Here is a 14,486-nt window from a genome sequence, read left to right on the forward strand (position 1 = left end):
CAAGGACGCCTTGCCGGCCCGAAGACGCACCCTCGGCGACGATGCCTCCTCGGCAGGTGCTTCAGACGGCGTCCGGTCTGGTGGTCGGCGTGTTCGTCGCCATCCTCGCCGGCACGGACGCTCATGCCACGACCAGTACTCGCATGTGATCGCACACGCTGCCACCGAGCTGGCGGCCAAGAGTCACTTACTGTCGTTGTGACACTCGATGTGCTGACGTGAGCAGGGAGCGGACATGGCCGGCGTGGCATCGACCAAGCGCAGCGGGATGAGTGACCAACGGCGCCATCGCCTGCGACTGGAGATCTCACGGGAAGCGGCCCGCCTTTTCTGGGAGCAGGGCGTGGACAGGACCGGCGGCGACCAGATCGCCGAGGCCGTGGGCCTGTCGACTCGCACCATCTGGCGCCACTTCCGCAGCAAGGAGGCCTGTGCCGAGCCCATCGTGATGCGAGGCGTGGAGTGGGAGATGTCCATGCTGCGCAGCTGGCCTGCGGATCTTTCCCTCGAAGAGCATTTCGCCGCGGAGAGCAAGAGATTCGGCCGCGAAGCCGACGAAATCGAGCTGGCCGACCAGGCGCTCGCGATGAAAATGATCCGGCTGGCCGACAAGGAGCCGACCATTCGCACTGCCTGGCTGATGGCCTGCGACCAGGTGGAGCGCGAAATGGCCGGGATCGTCGCGGTGCGACTCCAGCTCCCGGCCGACGACCTCCAGGTACGCCTGCACTCCGCAGCAGCCTCGGCTGCTCTACGGGTCATCAACGAGGACATCGGCGCCGCCCTCCTCGCGGGCACCGAGCCCCGGGAATTCGCCGACGCCCCCGAACGCGTCGCGCACGCCATCCGCACCGCCACCGGGGGCGCTGTCGGGGACCCGGTCACCCCTTAGCTCCGGGTCACGGAACCTAGCCGGTACGCGGTCTGCACCACGGCCGGCGGGCGCGTGGCACGAGGCTCAGGTAGGCAGGGAACTCCGAGAACCGCGAGCTCCGGGCCTGCGTGCATCGCAAAAAAGACCCCTACCGCCGGAGAACAAGGGGCGGCCTTGTCATGCCAGGCGCCGCGAGACAGCGCCAAGTAGCCCCACAAGCCGACGCAGGGAGCGGAACGGTCCAACCGCCTCGACTCCTGCCCCTCAGCGTCCACTAATCGTTCGCTGAAACCACAGAAGTGGCAGGTCAGAAGCACCCTCACTTGCCGTCCCGCTCTGCTGCTCCTATACAGAGGACCCTCGTCGGCGCGCATCCGCTACGCTATCCCTGGTCAGTCGTTGGTACGTCGCGTTGTCTGCTCACGTGACAGTGCGCAAGGCGTCGTACCGTGTCTGACCAGCGGGCTTGTGTTTCCTGCCGAAGATCCACTTCCTGGATTTTCTCCAAGGTTTTCTACAAGCCCCCGCCTTCGTAGCTCAGGGGATAGAGCACCGCTCTCCTAAAGCGGGTGTCGCAGGTTCGAATCCTGCCGGGGGCACCAGGCAAAAGGCCACCTACGAATCTCCGTAGGTGGCCTTTGACATCCACATCTGACATCAACGAGCACGGTCACTGACGACCGGGGCGCCTCTTGAGCAGCCGGTCCATGTGCCTGATGGCCTCCCGCTGGGTGTCCTGCACGACGTGCGTGTACACGTCCATCGTGATGCTGATCTGGCTGTGGCCCAGGATCTCCATCACGACGCGAGGCGCGACCCCGGCAGCGGTGAGGATGGTGGCACAGCCGTGCCGCGCGTCGTGCAGCCGGATCACGCGAAGGCCGGCGGACTCGGCAACCCGAGTGAAGGAGCGGTAGACGTTGCGCGGCTCGACCTGGCGACCGGTGCGCGTCGCGAAGACGTAGCCGCTCTCTTGCCACCTCTCCCCCGCCCGTTCCTTCGCGGCCGCCTGCCGCATCCGGTGCCACCGCAGAGGGGCGATGCACATGGCTGGAAGAGGCACAGCCCGACGGCGACGCCCCTTCAGGTCGTCGTCATAGAGAACGCCCCGCCGCCGCTGGGTTTGCTGGCGGACGTAGAGGACGCGCTGCTCCAGGTCGACGTCAGTCCACCGCAGACCGATGATCTCGCCCCGACGCAGCCCCATCACGATGGCTAGGACGAAGGCCGCGTAGAGCGGGTCCTTGCGGGAAGCGGCGAGGAAGTCCAGCGTCTTCTTTACGGGTTCAAGCCCCGGCTGCGCTCCGCTCCGCGCGCCGCTCCTGCCTTCGGCCCGCTCCGCGCGGGCTGCGCCGACGCGCGCCCACATGTGGTTCAGGCCGGTGACCATGAGTCGAGAACCACGGAGCGCGGCAACGCTCAAAGCATGCCTCCGGCGGGGGCTCTCAGGCTCCGAGATGGCAGGGGCGCCGTTCGCGAGTGCCGGCCGATTGGTGGCGTGCGCGGGGAGCTCCCATCCCGTCTGCCGTCGACCCAGGCAGAGCCGGGCAGACGGGATGGGAGCTGAGGAGAGTGGTGGGCTGAGGCTGACAGGAGCTACCTGCCTTGTCCAGGTTGTGAAATTTGGATTTCCGCCCGCTGCTCTGTTTCGAGACGTGCGTCAGCAATCAGTCGTTCAGCAGCCAGATAGCGGGAGAACTCAAGCGGCTGATCGAAATAAGCGCGCAGATGCTCGGCAGCAGTTTCCTGCGACTTCACGAATGTTCTACTCACATATCCAGCAAGAGCGGCAGAGACTGCACCGAGTTCGCCAGCGACGACGGTGCCAGCTGTTGTGCTGGGTGTCGGTCGGTGTGGGCGCGTCGGGCGGAGGCGATGTTGACGTGCCCGGCCAGCTTGAGAGCATCACGGATCAGGTCGCGGACGGTGGCCAGGACGGCGGGGGTGTTATGGGCCCCGACAAGACGCGTGCCGTGGCCGCGCGTTATGGCCCCACCCGTGAATACCACCGCCCGGACAACGGTTTCAGGCCGTGCCGGGGCCGTAAATCGGCCAAGTCTTGACCGCCATAGCGCCCTCGTAGAAGATCTCTCCGAACCCCCGATAGCGGGGAGCGGAGAAGGAGTAACGTGAAAAAGCTTGGAAAGTCAATACTGTTCGCCGTGTCGGGCGCCGCGCTTGCGGTTTCCAGCTTAGTCGCCCCGGCGGCGGCCTACGACGCTCAGAGCGGAACCGGTACCGGCAATTCCGCAGTTGAGGCCAGCGACGGCCTCATACCTGGGCAGCCCGTCATCCACAAGAGGGGTGACGGCGTCAATCCGCCAGCGGAGCTGGGTAACCCCTCCGAGTGGGGCGTGGTAAAGCTAGAAATCAAAGATTCGGCCGTTCAGCTGAAAGCGAATACCTGCCAGAATGTGACTCATGGCAAGTGGTGCTATGGGTACGATCTGGTGTCAGCTGGAAAGAGATGCTACTCGAACTACATCGCGGATGTGAAGCACAAGTCAACGGTCAGGGTCCGGAACGTCGACCATTCAAGTGGCTGGGTGGCGAAGGGGGAGACCTCCTACGCCAGCTCAACACAAGGTGCGGCATGGACCTGCCATGCATTTTACAGTAATGCATAAATGTGTCCGCCGTGATGAGGGTTGATCTCCCTCGGGTGGGGCATTACTCCGGGCGCACACGGGCCCGGAGTAATGCCGCATTAGGGCCGGAAGGGGAGAGAGAGTGGACTTATGGGGTGCTCGGGCCGCGTCGTTTGCGGTGCCACTCGGGCTTGGCTTGTTGCTTGGCCTGATAGGGCCTACCGTTGAGCATTGGGGCGGCCGTCCAGGTGCGGCCGTGGGCGCCGTTTTCACCGGTGGGTGGCCGTGGGCCTGTTACGCGTTTCTGGTGGGTTATTTCCGCCGGTCCAAAATCGAATCGGTTGTTCTCGCGCCTCTGGGGCTGGCTATCGGTGTCGTGACCTACTACCTGACTAAGGGAAACCTGGCCTCCCTGGGCGGACTGGATTCCTCAGGTGCGGGATCATCTGGAATTGCCCTCTGGGGTGTGCTGGCATTCTTCTTCGGAGCACCCCTTGGGCTCCTGGGGAACCTCGCACAGGTGCCGGGCATCGGCGGCCTGTTCTTCCGGCTGCTTGTTCCCCTGGTGGCTTTTTATGAGACTTCCATGCGTCTGGAGACGGAGTCGCGTGGACCGAGTCAGGTTGTTCTGGGTACCTGGACCACCGTTCGGTTCACGGCTGTTGCCGTTGCGATCGCTCTGGTGGGCCACACGGTCTGGGGTTGGTGGAGGTCTCGCCGTATTCGTTCCGCCGGGGTGGGCGTTGGCTAGTGTCTCGTGATCCTGTTCATGCCAGTTCGAGTGGACTTGATGACAGCTTGCCGGGGCGCAGCCATGGCAGGGCCCCGGGTGCGTGTCTAACTGCGTGACAACGCCGACGAACAACGGCGGACGAGTTCGGACGTCTGCGGACCATCAGCGCAGGTGAAGGGCGCGCCCTCCCAAGGCAGAACCCATACCGAAGTTGCTTCGGGACGAAGAGGTCACGTGCCACAGCCGTGCCAGAAGGAGCGGGGAACCACGGGGAATTGGGGCGGCTGACGGCTACTCAGGCCGCCACCAGCTGTCGCAAGGATCTCGCAGGTCAGCCAGCACACGGCCCCACCTCGCTCCTAAGACGGCCTCGTCCAGGGCCTGGCCGTCGGCCAGGCCGACCGCCCTCAGCCCGGAGCCCATCCAGACCAGGGGGGCGCCGCCCTCCGGCCTCAGCCGGTAATCGACGGCCGCGTCCTCGCCGTCGTCGATGACGACGGTCTCCTCGGCGGACGACTCGACCACGGCACAGCCGGCCTGCTGCCGCAGCCGGTACTCCACCTGCGCGTCCGCGATGATCCGCGTCAGCCACGCCATCCGCGGCCCCCTTGCGGCCGCCGCGCCGGGCACTCCTTCGAGCCTGGCGGCTCTTCTTCCTCCAGAGCGGCCACTCTTGCCGTCAGATCCGCGACCTTGCACTCCAAGTCCTCGAGACGCGCAAGGACCGCAGTCCACCCTCGTTTGGGCCTCAAGTCCACCTCCGTCGTTCCTTGATCCCCTGAGGCTGGCTGAGCCTGCAAGGTCGGAACGGCGGAGAGCGTCGAAATACCCGCAGGACGGAAATCTTCCTTCTCGAATTCCCGCCAGGCGGGAACGCGGCCCCCTGAACAACTCGATGTCGCTGGCCGGGAGAAGACACCCAGCACCTGAGCACATGCCCGTCATAGCCGAGTGATCACAAGAGGGGGCGGCCGGGGATCAGGCGCTCGTTCCCGCCGCCGCTGATGTAGACGACGCAGCCCCAGACGCTGCTGCTGCCGCTGTCGTCGTGTTCCAGGCCGACGAGACAGGTATGGCCGAAACGCCCTTCTTGCACTGGGCTGGGTGCATACCAATGGGGCGTTGCCGGGCAGAGACAGCACCACAGCGACAGCCGCGAAGGGGGGACGGAAGTCTGTGGACTGGGCAACGACCGTGACCACTGTCGGAGGTGTGGCAGCCGCGCTGATCGGTGTCCTGGCCGGCTCCCTGCTCACCAGTCGAGCCGAGCGCATGCACTGGTCCCGGGACAAACAGATCGAAGCCTGCGCCGCAATCGTGGCTGAGTCCACCCGCATCCAGCTCGCCCTGCGCCGGGCGTGGCGTGACGGCGATCCGGTGGACTGGGTGCCGTGGAATGTGGCTCTGGGAACGATCTGGCTGGTCGGCAGCCCGGCTGTCGTCGCGGCCGCAGCAACCATGGACGAGGTGTTCTGGGACCACCGCGACCAGTTCATCCAGCAGACCGCACCCGGTGAGGAGGTGTGGCGACAGGCCAGGGACCGCATGGAAACCGCCCGGCTGCACTTCATCAATGCAGCCCGCCTGCATGTCGATCCCCGGCACACCCGACTCACGCAGGTACCTGTCAGCCGCCCTCCGCTGCCCCCTCCGACGGACCCCGGCGCCGACCAGCAGCCTGACGAGCGCCCAACGCCGGACGCATCCGACGCCTGACCCCCGACATCCCCGTTCAGAGGGCCGGGCCGGCGACCGTTCCGGCGCGCCAGTCGAAGGCGACGTCGGCCGACCGGTGAACGTCCGCCACATCCGGGCCCCGTACGGCTGTCGCAACGCCTTGGACTCTTCGCGTGGCGACTCATTTCCGGGCGGCTCTCCGGAGCCGCGTCGGGCATCTGCCGATGGAGGACGACGACCGGCTGAGCATGAAGGAGTCGGACCGGATCCCGAGGAACCCGCCTGGCGCCGACAATCCGCGCTGAGTACCTGCTTTACCTGTAGGTGATCAAACAGAAGGTGAGGACGAAGGGGGTTCCCCATGGGGAACCCCGGCAAGCTGGGGCCCGATGTCCCGTCTCACGGAAGATCGGCCGATCTCACTGAACCTTGACCGATGTCGTGGGCGTTCATCTCACTCTGTTGACGACCGTACGGCGGGTCACTCAGAGTGCTTCCTCATGGAGAGCAACGATGCAGATCCGGTGGGCGAGGGGGCCTGACGACCGAGGAGGCCGCAGAGCTCGTCGATCTGCTGCAGGACCTGAACGGGCTGATGCTTTCGGTGAAGATCGAAGCGGAACCACCCGTACACGGGGTGGCCGAGCGGCTCGCCCGGCAGATCCGGACGGGCATCGGCGAGCCGGACTGTCGCATCCAGGTCAGCGACGACGGCGCAGATGCGGTGCTCGGGCCGATGAGACTGGACGCCGACGACTCTGCCGGTGCGTTGCGAGGTGCCATGATCACCCTCGGCGGCACCTGGGGTGACGTCGTCACCACCACGACGAGTACGGACCCGGTCCATTACGCCAACCGGGCCGCCGTCGACAGCCCGGACGAGGCCGGGGCCGCACGGATCCACCTGTGGGTGGCAAGCACGTGGGCGCTGACGCGCTACATCGAGGAGCGTGCTTGGGCACACGGCCACTGCTCTGCATCGCTCTGACGAGATGGGGAGCGGCACCGGTCAAGGTTCGGTGAGACCGGTCAATCTTCGGTGAGACGGGACGCCCGAGTCGGGCCCCGCACGCATGGGGCGAGCTGTCCCGCCTCCAAGGATCTGGTCCTCGTCTCAGGTGATTTGGCCCGATTCGCTTGCGGTCTCAGGTGATCTGGATGTCCCTTACCAACGAACATCGAGCGGATTGATGCCATGGACACTCGCCATGCCCGTCGCCATGCTGAGATCACTGAGGGGCGGGAGGAGCATGGGGTTCATACGGTGGTGTCGGTGGGCGTGGCTGTGGCTCCGTGCGAAGTTCTCTACGGACTACGAGTTGATGCTGGTCGTGGAGAAGGGAGGCCCTGAGTGGCGCGACAGCCCCGAGGGCCAAGCGTACTTCGCACAGCGGCGGGAGCGGCAACGCGCTGCGGCTGACCGGCGGCGGATGGAGGCTGACCGGTGGCGACAGATAACGCCTCGCGAGCGGCGGCAGATGGCGGCTGACGAGCGGCGAAAACGGATCGAGATCGACGCCCAGTGGCGGGCTGGGAGGAACGCCGAGGAGGAGGCGCAGGCATTCCTGGAGGTCTACGAGTCCCCGCTGACCGCTCCTGCGGCCTTAAGCATGGCGGCGGCCCTCGCGAGGCGCGGCAAGCTCGACGAAGCCAACATGCGCCGGGCCGAAGAACTCTACGAGGATCGAGTCAAGAACGCTTCGCCCGACTACTGGCCTACCGGGGAGAGCGTCGTCTCCTTGTTGTTCGGCCGTGACCAACATCCGTGAGTCTGGTGCGTCTCAGCTGGTGCTGTCTCTGATCTTCGTTCTTCTCATGTGGCCTTCCCTTCACGCTACCGAAGGCGCCAGCAAGACCCGGACCAGATCAACTGAGATAGCAGCCGACATGCACCCGCCCAGGACCACATCACCCAAGATTTCCGGCACCCCCACGTCTCAACTGAACTGGTCGCCGCAGGTCAACGGCCCGACTCAGAACCAGATCATTTAAGACGGGACACGGGCCGACCTCCGACAAGTCGTCTGGCCCTGCCACCGTCAGGCACCCGGATTCAGCCGGTCGCCCCGCCCCCGCAGCGTGCACGCTGAGTAACGCGGCATCGCTACTGGAGGCGCTCACCTCCGAAACCGTCAGCGATGTCAGCGAAAATCGCTGACGATTTGGCTGCTTCCTTCGCCGGATCCCGGCCGCCGATCACGAATAGTCACCCTTGAGAGCTCGTAACACGATCACGATCCGGGCTTCTTGAGGCGTGTCCACGCACACGCGGGTCGTCGGCGGTGCGCGCCCCGAAGGCGCAATGTCCTTCGGGGCGCGCGGCAGGAGTTCGGGTTCAGGCGTTGTAGCCGCCGTGGGCGTCCAGCACCGCGCCCGTGACGTACGACGCGGCGGGGCTCGCCAGGAAGGCGATCGCCGCGGCGATTTCGTCGGGGTGCCCCATGCGTTGCAGGGACAGCGAGCTGAGCAGGGCCTTGAGGGTGTCGGGGTCCGGCGGTTGCATGCCGCTGTCCATCAGTCCGGCTTCCACGACGTTGGCTGTGATGTCGCGGGGCCCGAGGTCCCGTGCGACCCCCATGGTGTACCTCTCGATGCCTGACTTGGTCGCCGAGTAGTCGGCAACGCCCGGGACGCCGACCCGGGAGCCCAGTCCGGAACTCACCGTGATGATGCGGCCGCCCGTGCGCAGCACTCGGGAGGCGGCCCGGATGACGGCGATCACGCCGAGGTAGTTGGTGGCGTGCATCCGGTCCAGTGCGGCGGTGTCGGCGTCCGGGTCGTCCACCGTGCGGCCCTGCTCCACCGAGATCGCCGCGTTGTTGACGAGGATGTCCAGGCCGCCGAAGTGCGCGACCACGTCGTCGATCAGCGCCGGCGCCCGGCTCGTGTCCGCCTGGTCGGACTGGAAGGCGACGGCCTTGGCTCCCTTGCCGTGCACCTCGTCGACGACGGCCTGCGCCTGCTTCTCGGAGCTGACGTAGGTGAAGGCGACGTCGGCGCCCTGCTCGGCCAGCAGCCGTACGGTCGCGGCTCCCAGTCCGCGCGACCCTCCGGTGACCAGGGTGACCTTGCCCGTGAGTGGCTTGCTCATTCTTCTCACCTCGTTGATTGACCCTTCCCGGCAGTCGCAACGTTAATTGTTACGACAGTCTGTTGCAACCTTCGCTGTTACGACTGAGCTGTCGTAACATGAAGCGTTGCGACCGAGAGGAGGAGCCCATGAGCGCCAACAGCAGGCTGACCATCGCCGCCCACGCGCTGGCCTGGATCGGCCTCTACCAGCGCCAGGGCCATGAGGTCGCCACCTCCGAGCAGATCGCGACCAGCGCGAACACCAACCCCGTGGTGATCAGACGGCTGCTCGGCGAGCTGCGCAGGGCCGGGCTCGTGGAGTCCCGGCGGGGCGTGGGCGCGGGCTGGTCGCTGGCACGCGAGCTGGAGTCGATGACCCTGCTCGACGTGTACGAGGCAGTGGAACCCGGCCCGCTGTTCGCAATGCACCGCACCACCCCGGACCAGGGATGCGTGGTGGGTCACGGCATCCAGCCGGCAATGCAGAGCATCTACGACGGCATCGAGGAGACCCTGAGACACGAGCTGGCCCGCGTCACGCTCGCGAACGTACTCCGGGACGTACTCGCGGCACCTCGCTAGCCTCCCCGTTACGCCCTGACATCACCAAGACCCCCATCCATGCCCAGGCCGGCGAATGGCCTGGCAACCAGCACGCCAAAGACCGTTGCGGTATCAGACCGTGTCCTACGAGCTCGTACAAAGCCAGGTGCGCGGTAGCCATGCTCCTGGCCGTGAACCACAGGCAAAACCTGCCCACTCAGGCACTCCAGATGCCATCCTGAAGACGAAAGAAGCAGGTAGGAGCCATGGGCTACAGATCCTGTTGCCCTCCTAAAGCGGGTGTCGCAGGTTCGAGTCCTGCCGGGGGCACCAGCTCAGAGGGCCCAGCTAGGACATTTCCTAGCTGGGCCCTCTGACATCCCGGTCCACAGACTGCCCGACTCGCCGGAGGCTTACGGGCCGTGATCACTCGCCCCAAAACAGCTCCCGCGGCCAAAGTCGTTCCGCCGACCAAGCGGCCGACGCCCGGCAGGGAACACGAGCACCTTGGGAGTCCGTTACCTTCCGCCGCCGAAGGCCCGACGTATGGCCCCGGCCTTCTTCTCAGGCGGATGGGCGGGCGGGGTTTCCTTGGCATGGACCAGTCGCGCGACCGTGACTCGGAAGTGTTCCTTGAGGGTGTGAGCCCGGTCGTCCGACTCCGTCCACCGCTCTGTGGTCAGCTCCACCAGCCAGCTCGTATCGGAGGTCTCAAAGACGGTCCGGACGCACTCCTCCGGCTTCAGGAACCATGTGCACCAAGTTCGGCAGATCTCCTCCGCCCGCGACAGCGCTGTCGACCGGTCGCCCACAACGTGGTGCTTTTCCTCTAGCCGCCACTTTGTGTCGGTAATGCCGTAATTTGCCTCGACGAGCACGTACCACTGTTCATCCAATGTCATGGAACCTCCCGCGCCCGTTGAGACGAACCTCGCTCCGATCTCCCGTCTCGCAGCGAGCATAGCCACTCTGCCCTTCCGCGCCGCGCCCCTGCCGTGCCCGATCGCTCGGGGAGCAGCGGGGAATCACGGACTGCAGCGGTCCACGTAGAGCGAAGGAGCCTCTGAGCAACATCGCTGCCAGGGCGCCTCCTTGCTGCCTCAACCTGCGGTGGGTGTGGGATTTGAACCCACGTCACATCGCTGCGACGACGGTTATCAAGATCGCGTGGCGAGGGGCGCAGCCCGGGGCGCAACCCCCAAGCGGTCGGCCCCGGCCGCATCGGCCGGTGTTGCCCCGCCGTGGCGGCGCCGGCCTCTCCCAGGACGGCCCCGGATCAGGGGTGGTGCTCCATGTCCAGGATGGCCGCGAGCATCAGCCTGGCGTTTACCGCGCATTCGAAGGTGTGCACTGGTGCACCACCACGCAGCGGCAATCGGCCTTCAGAACCCGGTTGGTGAACGGGGCTTGTATCGGCTCTCCAAGTCATCGATCTCGGTCTCGTCGAGTTGCACGGCCAGGGCGGCCACCGCGTCGTCCAGGTGGGCCGGGCTGGTCGCGCCGATGACGGGTGCGGCAACGGTGGGGTTGCCGAGGACCCATGCGAGAGCGACTTGAGCCATGGGGACCTCACGCCTTGCCGCGATTCGCTGAACGACATCGACGATGGGCCGATCGACGTCACCGAAGAACCGCTGTCCGATGGGATCGCTCGCCGAGCGGCCGGTCATCTGTCCGTATGGCCGGGCCAAATACCCCTTGGCAAGTGGGCACCATGGCAGGCTGGAGACGCCCTGGTCGGCGAGCAACGGAAACATCTCCCGCTCCTCCTCGCGCTGCACGAGGTTGTACTGGTTCTGCATCGACACAAACCTTGTGCGGCCGTGATGCGTCGCGGAATGCTGCATCTTGGCGAACTGCCACGCCCACATCGAAGAGGCGCCGATGTACCGGACCTTCCCGGCGGCCACCACCTCGTGGAGGGCTTCCATCGTCTCGTCGACCGGAGTCCCTGGGTCGAACCGGTGAACCTGGTAGAGATCGATGTAGTCCGTGGCGAGGCGGGTGAGGGAGGCGTCGACCTGACTGAGGATCGCCTTGCGTGACAGACCCGAGCCCCCGGGGCCGTTGTGCATCGGGAGCCCCAGCTTGGTGGCGATGACGACATCCTCCCGCCGCGTGTACTTCTGCACGGCTCGGCCGACAATCTCCTCCGACGTGCCGCCGCCGTAGACGTTCGCGGTGTCCCACAGGGTGATGCCCAGCTCGACGGCGCGCCGGAAAATTGGTGCCGCAGACTGCTCGTCCAGGGCCCAGGGGTTGACTCCGCGCGCCGGATCAGCGAACCCCATGCAGCCGAGCGCGATCCTGCTGACCGACAGATCGGAGCGCCCGAGCGGGAGATACTCCATCGTCGTCACGCTCCTGCCGGGTAGGGAGCGGCGTTGCGTGCCGACCGGAGCGCGCCCGCCCACCAGGCCAGCTGGTCGAGCAGCGTCTTGGCGTACCCGGAGGTCTCAGGGTCGAGGGGACGGCCGTCCTGCCACGCCGTGAAGTAGTTCGGGAAGGCGAGACCATCGCGAATCGTCACCGCGTGCAACTCGGTCAGCACGTTCTCCAGGTGCAGCACCGCGTGTCGGCCACCTGCTGCACCGCCGTAGCTTACGAAGGCGACGGGCTTGGCCGTCCACTGGGTGAAGTGCCAGTCGATGGCCGCCTTCAACGACGCGGGGTAGCTGTGGTTGTACTCCGGCGTGACCACGATGACCGCGTCAGCGCCCTCCAGAGCCGACGTCAGTGCCGCCATCCCGGTCGGGCGAGGGTAACCATCCCCGGCGAACTTCGGCGATGTCGCAGGAAGCGACAACGGGATGTCGATCTCGGCCAGATCGACGACTTCCACATCGAAACCACCCTGAATGCCGGCCTGTTCGGCGACCCACGAGGCCACAACCGGGCCGAACCGTCCTTCCCGGACGCTTCCAACGATGATCACCAGCTTGTACTTGTTCTTCTCCATGCCCATCACGATCAGGCCGCACCATGGCCCCAGCCAGACCGTGTTCAGGCTGGCCCGCGCAGGGCCAGTCTGAGCAGTCCATGATCAGCGGGCAGCACCGTACGCTCCCAACATGGGTACGCCGTTAGGGGACTTCATCCGGGCAAAGCGCGACAGCATCCAGCCGGAATCGCTGGGACTGCCGGTTCACGGCCGCCGTCGGTCACCGGGTCTACGGCGCCTGGATCTCGCCGCGCGGTCCGGCATCAGCGTCGAATACCTGACCCGCATAGAACAGGGCCGTGACCGCAATCCGTCGGTGGCGGTCGTGAACGCGCTTGCGGATGCGCTCAGCCTCGGCCCTTCGGAACGCAACCACCTGCGCTACCTCGCGAAGATCACTGGCGGCGAATGTTCCGCTCACACCCGGCCCGCACCACCCCGCCGCGATGTCCGTCCGTCGGTCCTGGAGACACTCCGCCTCCTTGAACCGGGGATCGCCATGGTGACCAACCGGCTGGGCGACATCCTCGCCCACACCAGCGGCTACGAGTCGGTGACGAGCGGAACCGGACTGCTCGACGCCGACACCCCGAACCTCACCCGCTACCTCTTCACCGACCCTCGCGCCCGGACGTTCTTCGCGGACTGGGACGACATCGCGGACGAGCAGGTCTTCGACCTGTGGCTCGCACCGTCCGTCGAGAACTCCGAGTGGTTCACGGCAGAACTCGCCCCCACCGCCGGCCCCGACTTCACGCGCCGCCTGAACCGTCACGTGGTTCCGCGACGCGGAGCTCTCCACCTCAACCACCCGTCCGGATGCGAACTTCGGCTGCTCCGCGAGACGCTCGAACTCTCCTCGGACGCCCAGCAACTGGTCGTCCTCCTCCCGGCGGACGAAAGGACGGCCCAAGCCGTCGACCAACTCCGCGGCCGATCCCCCAGCCGGCTCCGGGCCATCTCCTGACCCACCTTGACCTTCATCGACGTCGAGTCGCGTCCCGTTGTGTCAGAGACCGACCCATGGTCCGGGGCCCTTGGTCACCAGGTCTGACGTGCCTCAGCCGGCGGCCTTGGCGATGATGCGATCCATCTCCTCTTGGCCGAAGGCCCGCAGGGTCGTGGTACGGACGTTGCCCATTCCGCCGAGTTGCAGGAGCGCCGCGGTGGCGGTTTCGTCGTCGGGCGCTTCAACAACGGCCACCAGGTCGTACGGACCGACGGTCCAGTAGATGTTCAGGAGCTTCGCCCCGATCTTCTGTACCCCCGAGGCGAAGGCCTCGGCACGCTTCGCGGTGTCCTTGTAGTTCCGGATCCCTTGATCGGTCCAGTTCAGCAACGTGACATACGTCGGCATGGTCTTTTCACCTTCTTGAGGGAGTACATCGCAAGGCCAATCCTGGGCATAACCGCCGAAACATGCAGAGGATGCGCCCCCGAATGAGTAAAATGAGTAATACGAGTGAGCACAGTTGAACAATCGAGATGTGTCAGCGTCATGGGGTGCAGGCGCACCACAAGCTCTCGTCGTCGGAGGGCTGATGGATCAGCGTCACCTTCTCCGAGGACTGCCCGGCACAGACCATGGTGCCTTTGGCGTGGCACCGGAGCGCGTGCCGGGCGGCGAAGACACGGGCCCCTCGGCCGTCTGATCGGTTGGCTCAGGCGTTGGGGCGCTTGCCGTGATTGGCCTTCTTCTTCTTACGGCCGCGTCGCTTGTTCCCTCGCTTGGCCACGGTGCACATCTCCCTGAATCGGGACTTTCTATGCCTTCATAGTCTAGATTCGGCCCGGGGTGTCCGCATCAGCCGTGCCGCCGTCACAGGGCCCCTACTGGCGCTCCGGCGCAGCTCGCTGACCACGTGCATTGACTGTGGGAGTGGCCCAACAGGCCGACCTGGCGCGACCGACTCCGCCGATGGGCGTACCCCGAGTTCCACCGCTTCGACCGGACCGCCACCCCGCCAAGGCCCTGGGGAATTCGGCTCGTGAAGCTTCCTCGCGCTCGGCGAGGTCGTCCGTGGTTTCGGCCCTCCAGGACTCGCGCTTCTCCCCTTG

Annotated in this window: 18 protein-coding genes, 1 tRNA gene and 2 pseudogenes; 10 read left to right on the plus strand and 11 right to left on the minus strand. The window is 65.9% G+C overall.

Annotated elements, in window-relative coordinates; translation table 11 throughout:
* Positions 1 to 235: 235 nt before the first annotated feature.
* Both ACGFNK_RS05895 and ACGFNK_RS05900 read left to right on the plus strand, forming a co-directional pair.
* Positions 236 to 892 (plus strand): TetR/AcrR family transcriptional regulator, encoded by a 657-nt coding sequence (locus tag ACGFNK_RS05895; protein ID WP_393412366.1) that lies wholly within the window; start codon positions 236 to 238, stop codon positions 890 to 892.
* Positions 893 to 1,400: 508 nt separating this feature from the next.
* Positions 1,401 to 1,476, plus strand: a tRNA-Arg gene (locus ACGFNK_RS05900).
* A gap of 68 nt (positions 1,477 to 1,544) precedes the next feature.
* Here ACGFNK_RS05900 and ACGFNK_RS05905 read toward each other — a convergent pair.
* The 3 genes and pseudogenes from ACGFNK_RS05905 to ACGFNK_RS05915 form a co-directional block, all read right to left on the minus strand.
* Positions 1,545 to 2,150: pseudogene (locus ACGFNK_RS05905) on the minus strand (tyrosine-type recombinase/integrase); the annotation flags it as partial.
* 320 nt (positions 2,151 to 2,470) lie between these two features.
* Positions 2,471 to 2,632 (minus strand): hypothetical protein, encoded by a 162-nt coding sequence (locus ACGFNK_RS05910; RefSeq protein ID WP_352371973.1) that lies wholly within the window; start codon positions 2,630 to 2,632, stop codon positions 2,471 to 2,473.
* An 11-nt stretch (positions 2,633 to 2,643) separates the two neighbouring features.
* Positions 2,644 to 2,835 (minus strand): annotated as a pseudogene (locus ACGFNK_RS05915) (hypothetical protein); the annotation flags it as partial.
* Positions 2,836 to 3,003: 168 nt separating this feature from the next.
* Here ACGFNK_RS05915 and ACGFNK_RS05920 point away from each other — a divergent pair.
* Positions 3,004 to 3,501 (plus strand): lactococcin 972 family bacteriocin, encoded by a 498-nt coding sequence (locus ACGFNK_RS05920; RefSeq protein WP_393412368.1) that lies wholly within the window; start codon positions 3,004 to 3,006, stop codon positions 3,499 to 3,501.
* Between the two features lie 217 nt (positions 3,502 to 3,718).
* Positions 3,719 to 4,213 (plus strand): hypothetical protein, encoded by a 495-nt coding sequence (locus ACGFNK_RS05925; RefSeq protein ID WP_393412370.1) that lies wholly within the window; start codon positions 3,719 to 3,721, stop codon positions 4,211 to 4,213.
* A gap of 273 nt (positions 4,214 to 4,486) precedes the next feature.
* Here ACGFNK_RS05925 and ACGFNK_RS05930 read toward each other — a convergent pair whose 3' ends face one another.
* Entirely contained in the window at positions 4,487 to 4,792 is a 306-nt protein-coding gene (locus ACGFNK_RS05930) for a hypothetical protein (protein WP_393412372.1), read from the minus strand.
* 358 nt (positions 4,793 to 5,150) lie between these two features.
* On the minus strand, positions 5,151 to 5,291 hold the full coding sequence (locus ACGFNK_RS05935) for a hypothetical protein (RefSeq protein WP_393412374.1): 141 nt from the start codon (positions 5,289 to 5,291) through the stop codon (positions 5,151 to 5,153).
* Positions 5,292 to 5,389: 98 nt separating this feature from the next.
* Between ACGFNK_RS05935 and ACGFNK_RS05940 the strand changes: the two genes are divergently transcribed.
* The 4 genes from ACGFNK_RS05940 (at position 5,390) to ACGFNK_RS05955 (ending at position 7,641) form a co-directional block, all read left to right on the plus strand.
* Complete coding sequence (locus ACGFNK_RS05940) at positions 5,390 to 5,911, plus strand: hypothetical protein (protein ID WP_393412376.1); 522 nt, start codon at positions 5,390 to 5,392, stop codon at positions 5,909 to 5,911.
* A 134-nt stretch (positions 5,912 to 6,045) separates the two neighbouring features.
* The gene (locus tag ACGFNK_RS05945; RefSeq protein WP_393412378.1) at positions 6,046 to 6,177 is read left to right on the plus strand and encodes a hypothetical protein; all 132 of its coding nucleotides are present in this window, start codon (positions 6,046 to 6,048) and stop codon (positions 6,175 to 6,177) included.
* Positions 6,178 to 6,476: 299 nt separating this feature from the next.
* Positions 6,477 to 6,860, plus strand: a complete 384-nt coding sequence (locus ACGFNK_RS05950; RefSeq protein WP_393412380.1) for a hypothetical protein — start codon at positions 6,477 to 6,479, stop codon at positions 6,858 to 6,860.
* 220 nt (positions 6,861 to 7,080) lie between these two features.
* On the plus strand, positions 7,081 to 7,641 hold the full coding sequence (locus tag ACGFNK_RS05955; RefSeq protein ID WP_393412382.1) for a hypothetical protein: 561 nt from the start codon (positions 7,081 to 7,083) through the stop codon (positions 7,639 to 7,641).
* Between the two features lie 566 nt (positions 7,642 to 8,207).
* On the opposite strand, the gene ACGFNK_RS05960 is transcribed toward ACGFNK_RS05955, so the two are convergent.
* Positions 8,208 to 8,963, minus strand: a complete 756-nt coding sequence (locus tag ACGFNK_RS05960) for an SDR family NAD(P)-dependent oxidoreductase (RefSeq protein WP_393412384.1) — start codon at positions 8,961 to 8,963, stop codon at positions 8,208 to 8,210.
* A gap of 128 nt (positions 8,964 to 9,091) precedes the next feature.
* Here ACGFNK_RS05960 and ACGFNK_RS05965 point away from each other — a divergent pair, with 128 nt between their 5' ends.
* The gene (locus ACGFNK_RS05965; RefSeq protein WP_393412386.1) at positions 9,092 to 9,526 is read left to right on the plus strand and encodes an Rrf2 family transcriptional regulator; all 435 of its coding nucleotides are present in this window, start codon (positions 9,092 to 9,094) and stop codon (positions 9,524 to 9,526) included.
* A 479-nt stretch (positions 9,527 to 10,005) separates the two neighbouring features.
* Here ACGFNK_RS05965 and ACGFNK_RS05970 read toward each other — a convergent pair whose 3' ends face one another.
* The 3 genes from ACGFNK_RS05970 to ACGFNK_RS05980 all read right to left on the minus strand — a co-directional run bounded on the left by ACGFNK_RS05970 (position 10,006) and on the right by ACGFNK_RS05980 (position 12,446).
* The gene (locus ACGFNK_RS05970) at positions 10,006 to 10,389 is read right to left on the minus strand and encodes a hypothetical protein (RefSeq protein WP_393412388.1); all 384 of its coding nucleotides are present in this window, start codon (positions 10,387 to 10,389) and stop codon (positions 10,006 to 10,008) included.
* Positions 10,390 to 10,869: 480 nt separating this feature from the next.
* On the minus strand, positions 10,870 to 11,838 hold the full coding sequence (locus ACGFNK_RS05975) for an aldo/keto reductase (RefSeq protein ID WP_393412390.1): 969 nt from the start codon (positions 11,836 to 11,838) through the stop codon (positions 10,870 to 10,872).
* Between the two features lie 5 nt (positions 11,839 to 11,843).
* Positions 11,844 to 12,446, minus strand: a complete 603-nt coding sequence (locus ACGFNK_RS05980) for an NADPH-dependent FMN reductase (protein WP_393412392.1) — start codon at positions 12,444 to 12,446, stop codon at positions 11,844 to 11,846.
* 112 nt (positions 12,447 to 12,558) lie between these two features.
* Here ACGFNK_RS05980 and ACGFNK_RS05985 point away from each other — a divergent pair, with 112 nt between their 5' ends.
* A complete protein-coding gene (locus ACGFNK_RS05985) occupies positions 12,559 to 13,395 on the plus strand; it encodes a helix-turn-helix domain-containing protein (protein ID WP_393412394.1) in 837 nt (278 codons plus the stop codon).
* Positions 13,396 to 13,488: 93 nt separating this feature from the next.
* Here the strand turns inward: ACGFNK_RS05985 and ACGFNK_RS05990 are convergent, their stop codons facing one another.
* Both ACGFNK_RS05990 and ACGFNK_RS05995 read right to left on the minus strand, forming a co-directional pair.
* Complete coding sequence (locus ACGFNK_RS05990; protein WP_393412396.1) at positions 13,489 to 13,785, minus strand: GYD domain-containing protein; 297 nt, start codon at positions 13,783 to 13,785, stop codon at positions 13,489 to 13,491.
* A 304-nt stretch (positions 13,786 to 14,089) separates the two neighbouring features.
* Positions 14,090 to 14,173 (minus strand): 50S ribosomal protein bL37, encoded by an 84-nt coding sequence (locus ACGFNK_RS05995; protein WP_372496954.1) that lies wholly within the window; start codon positions 14,171 to 14,173, stop codon positions 14,090 to 14,092.
* Between the last annotated feature and the right edge of the window lie 313 nt (positions 14,174 to 14,486).

It is taken from the genome of Streptomyces sp. NPDC048825, from assembly GCF_043198355.1.
In the GTDB taxonomy this organism is placed as follows: Bacteria; Actinomycetota; Actinomycetes; order Streptomycetales; family Streptomycetaceae; genus Streptomyces; species Streptomyces xiangluensis.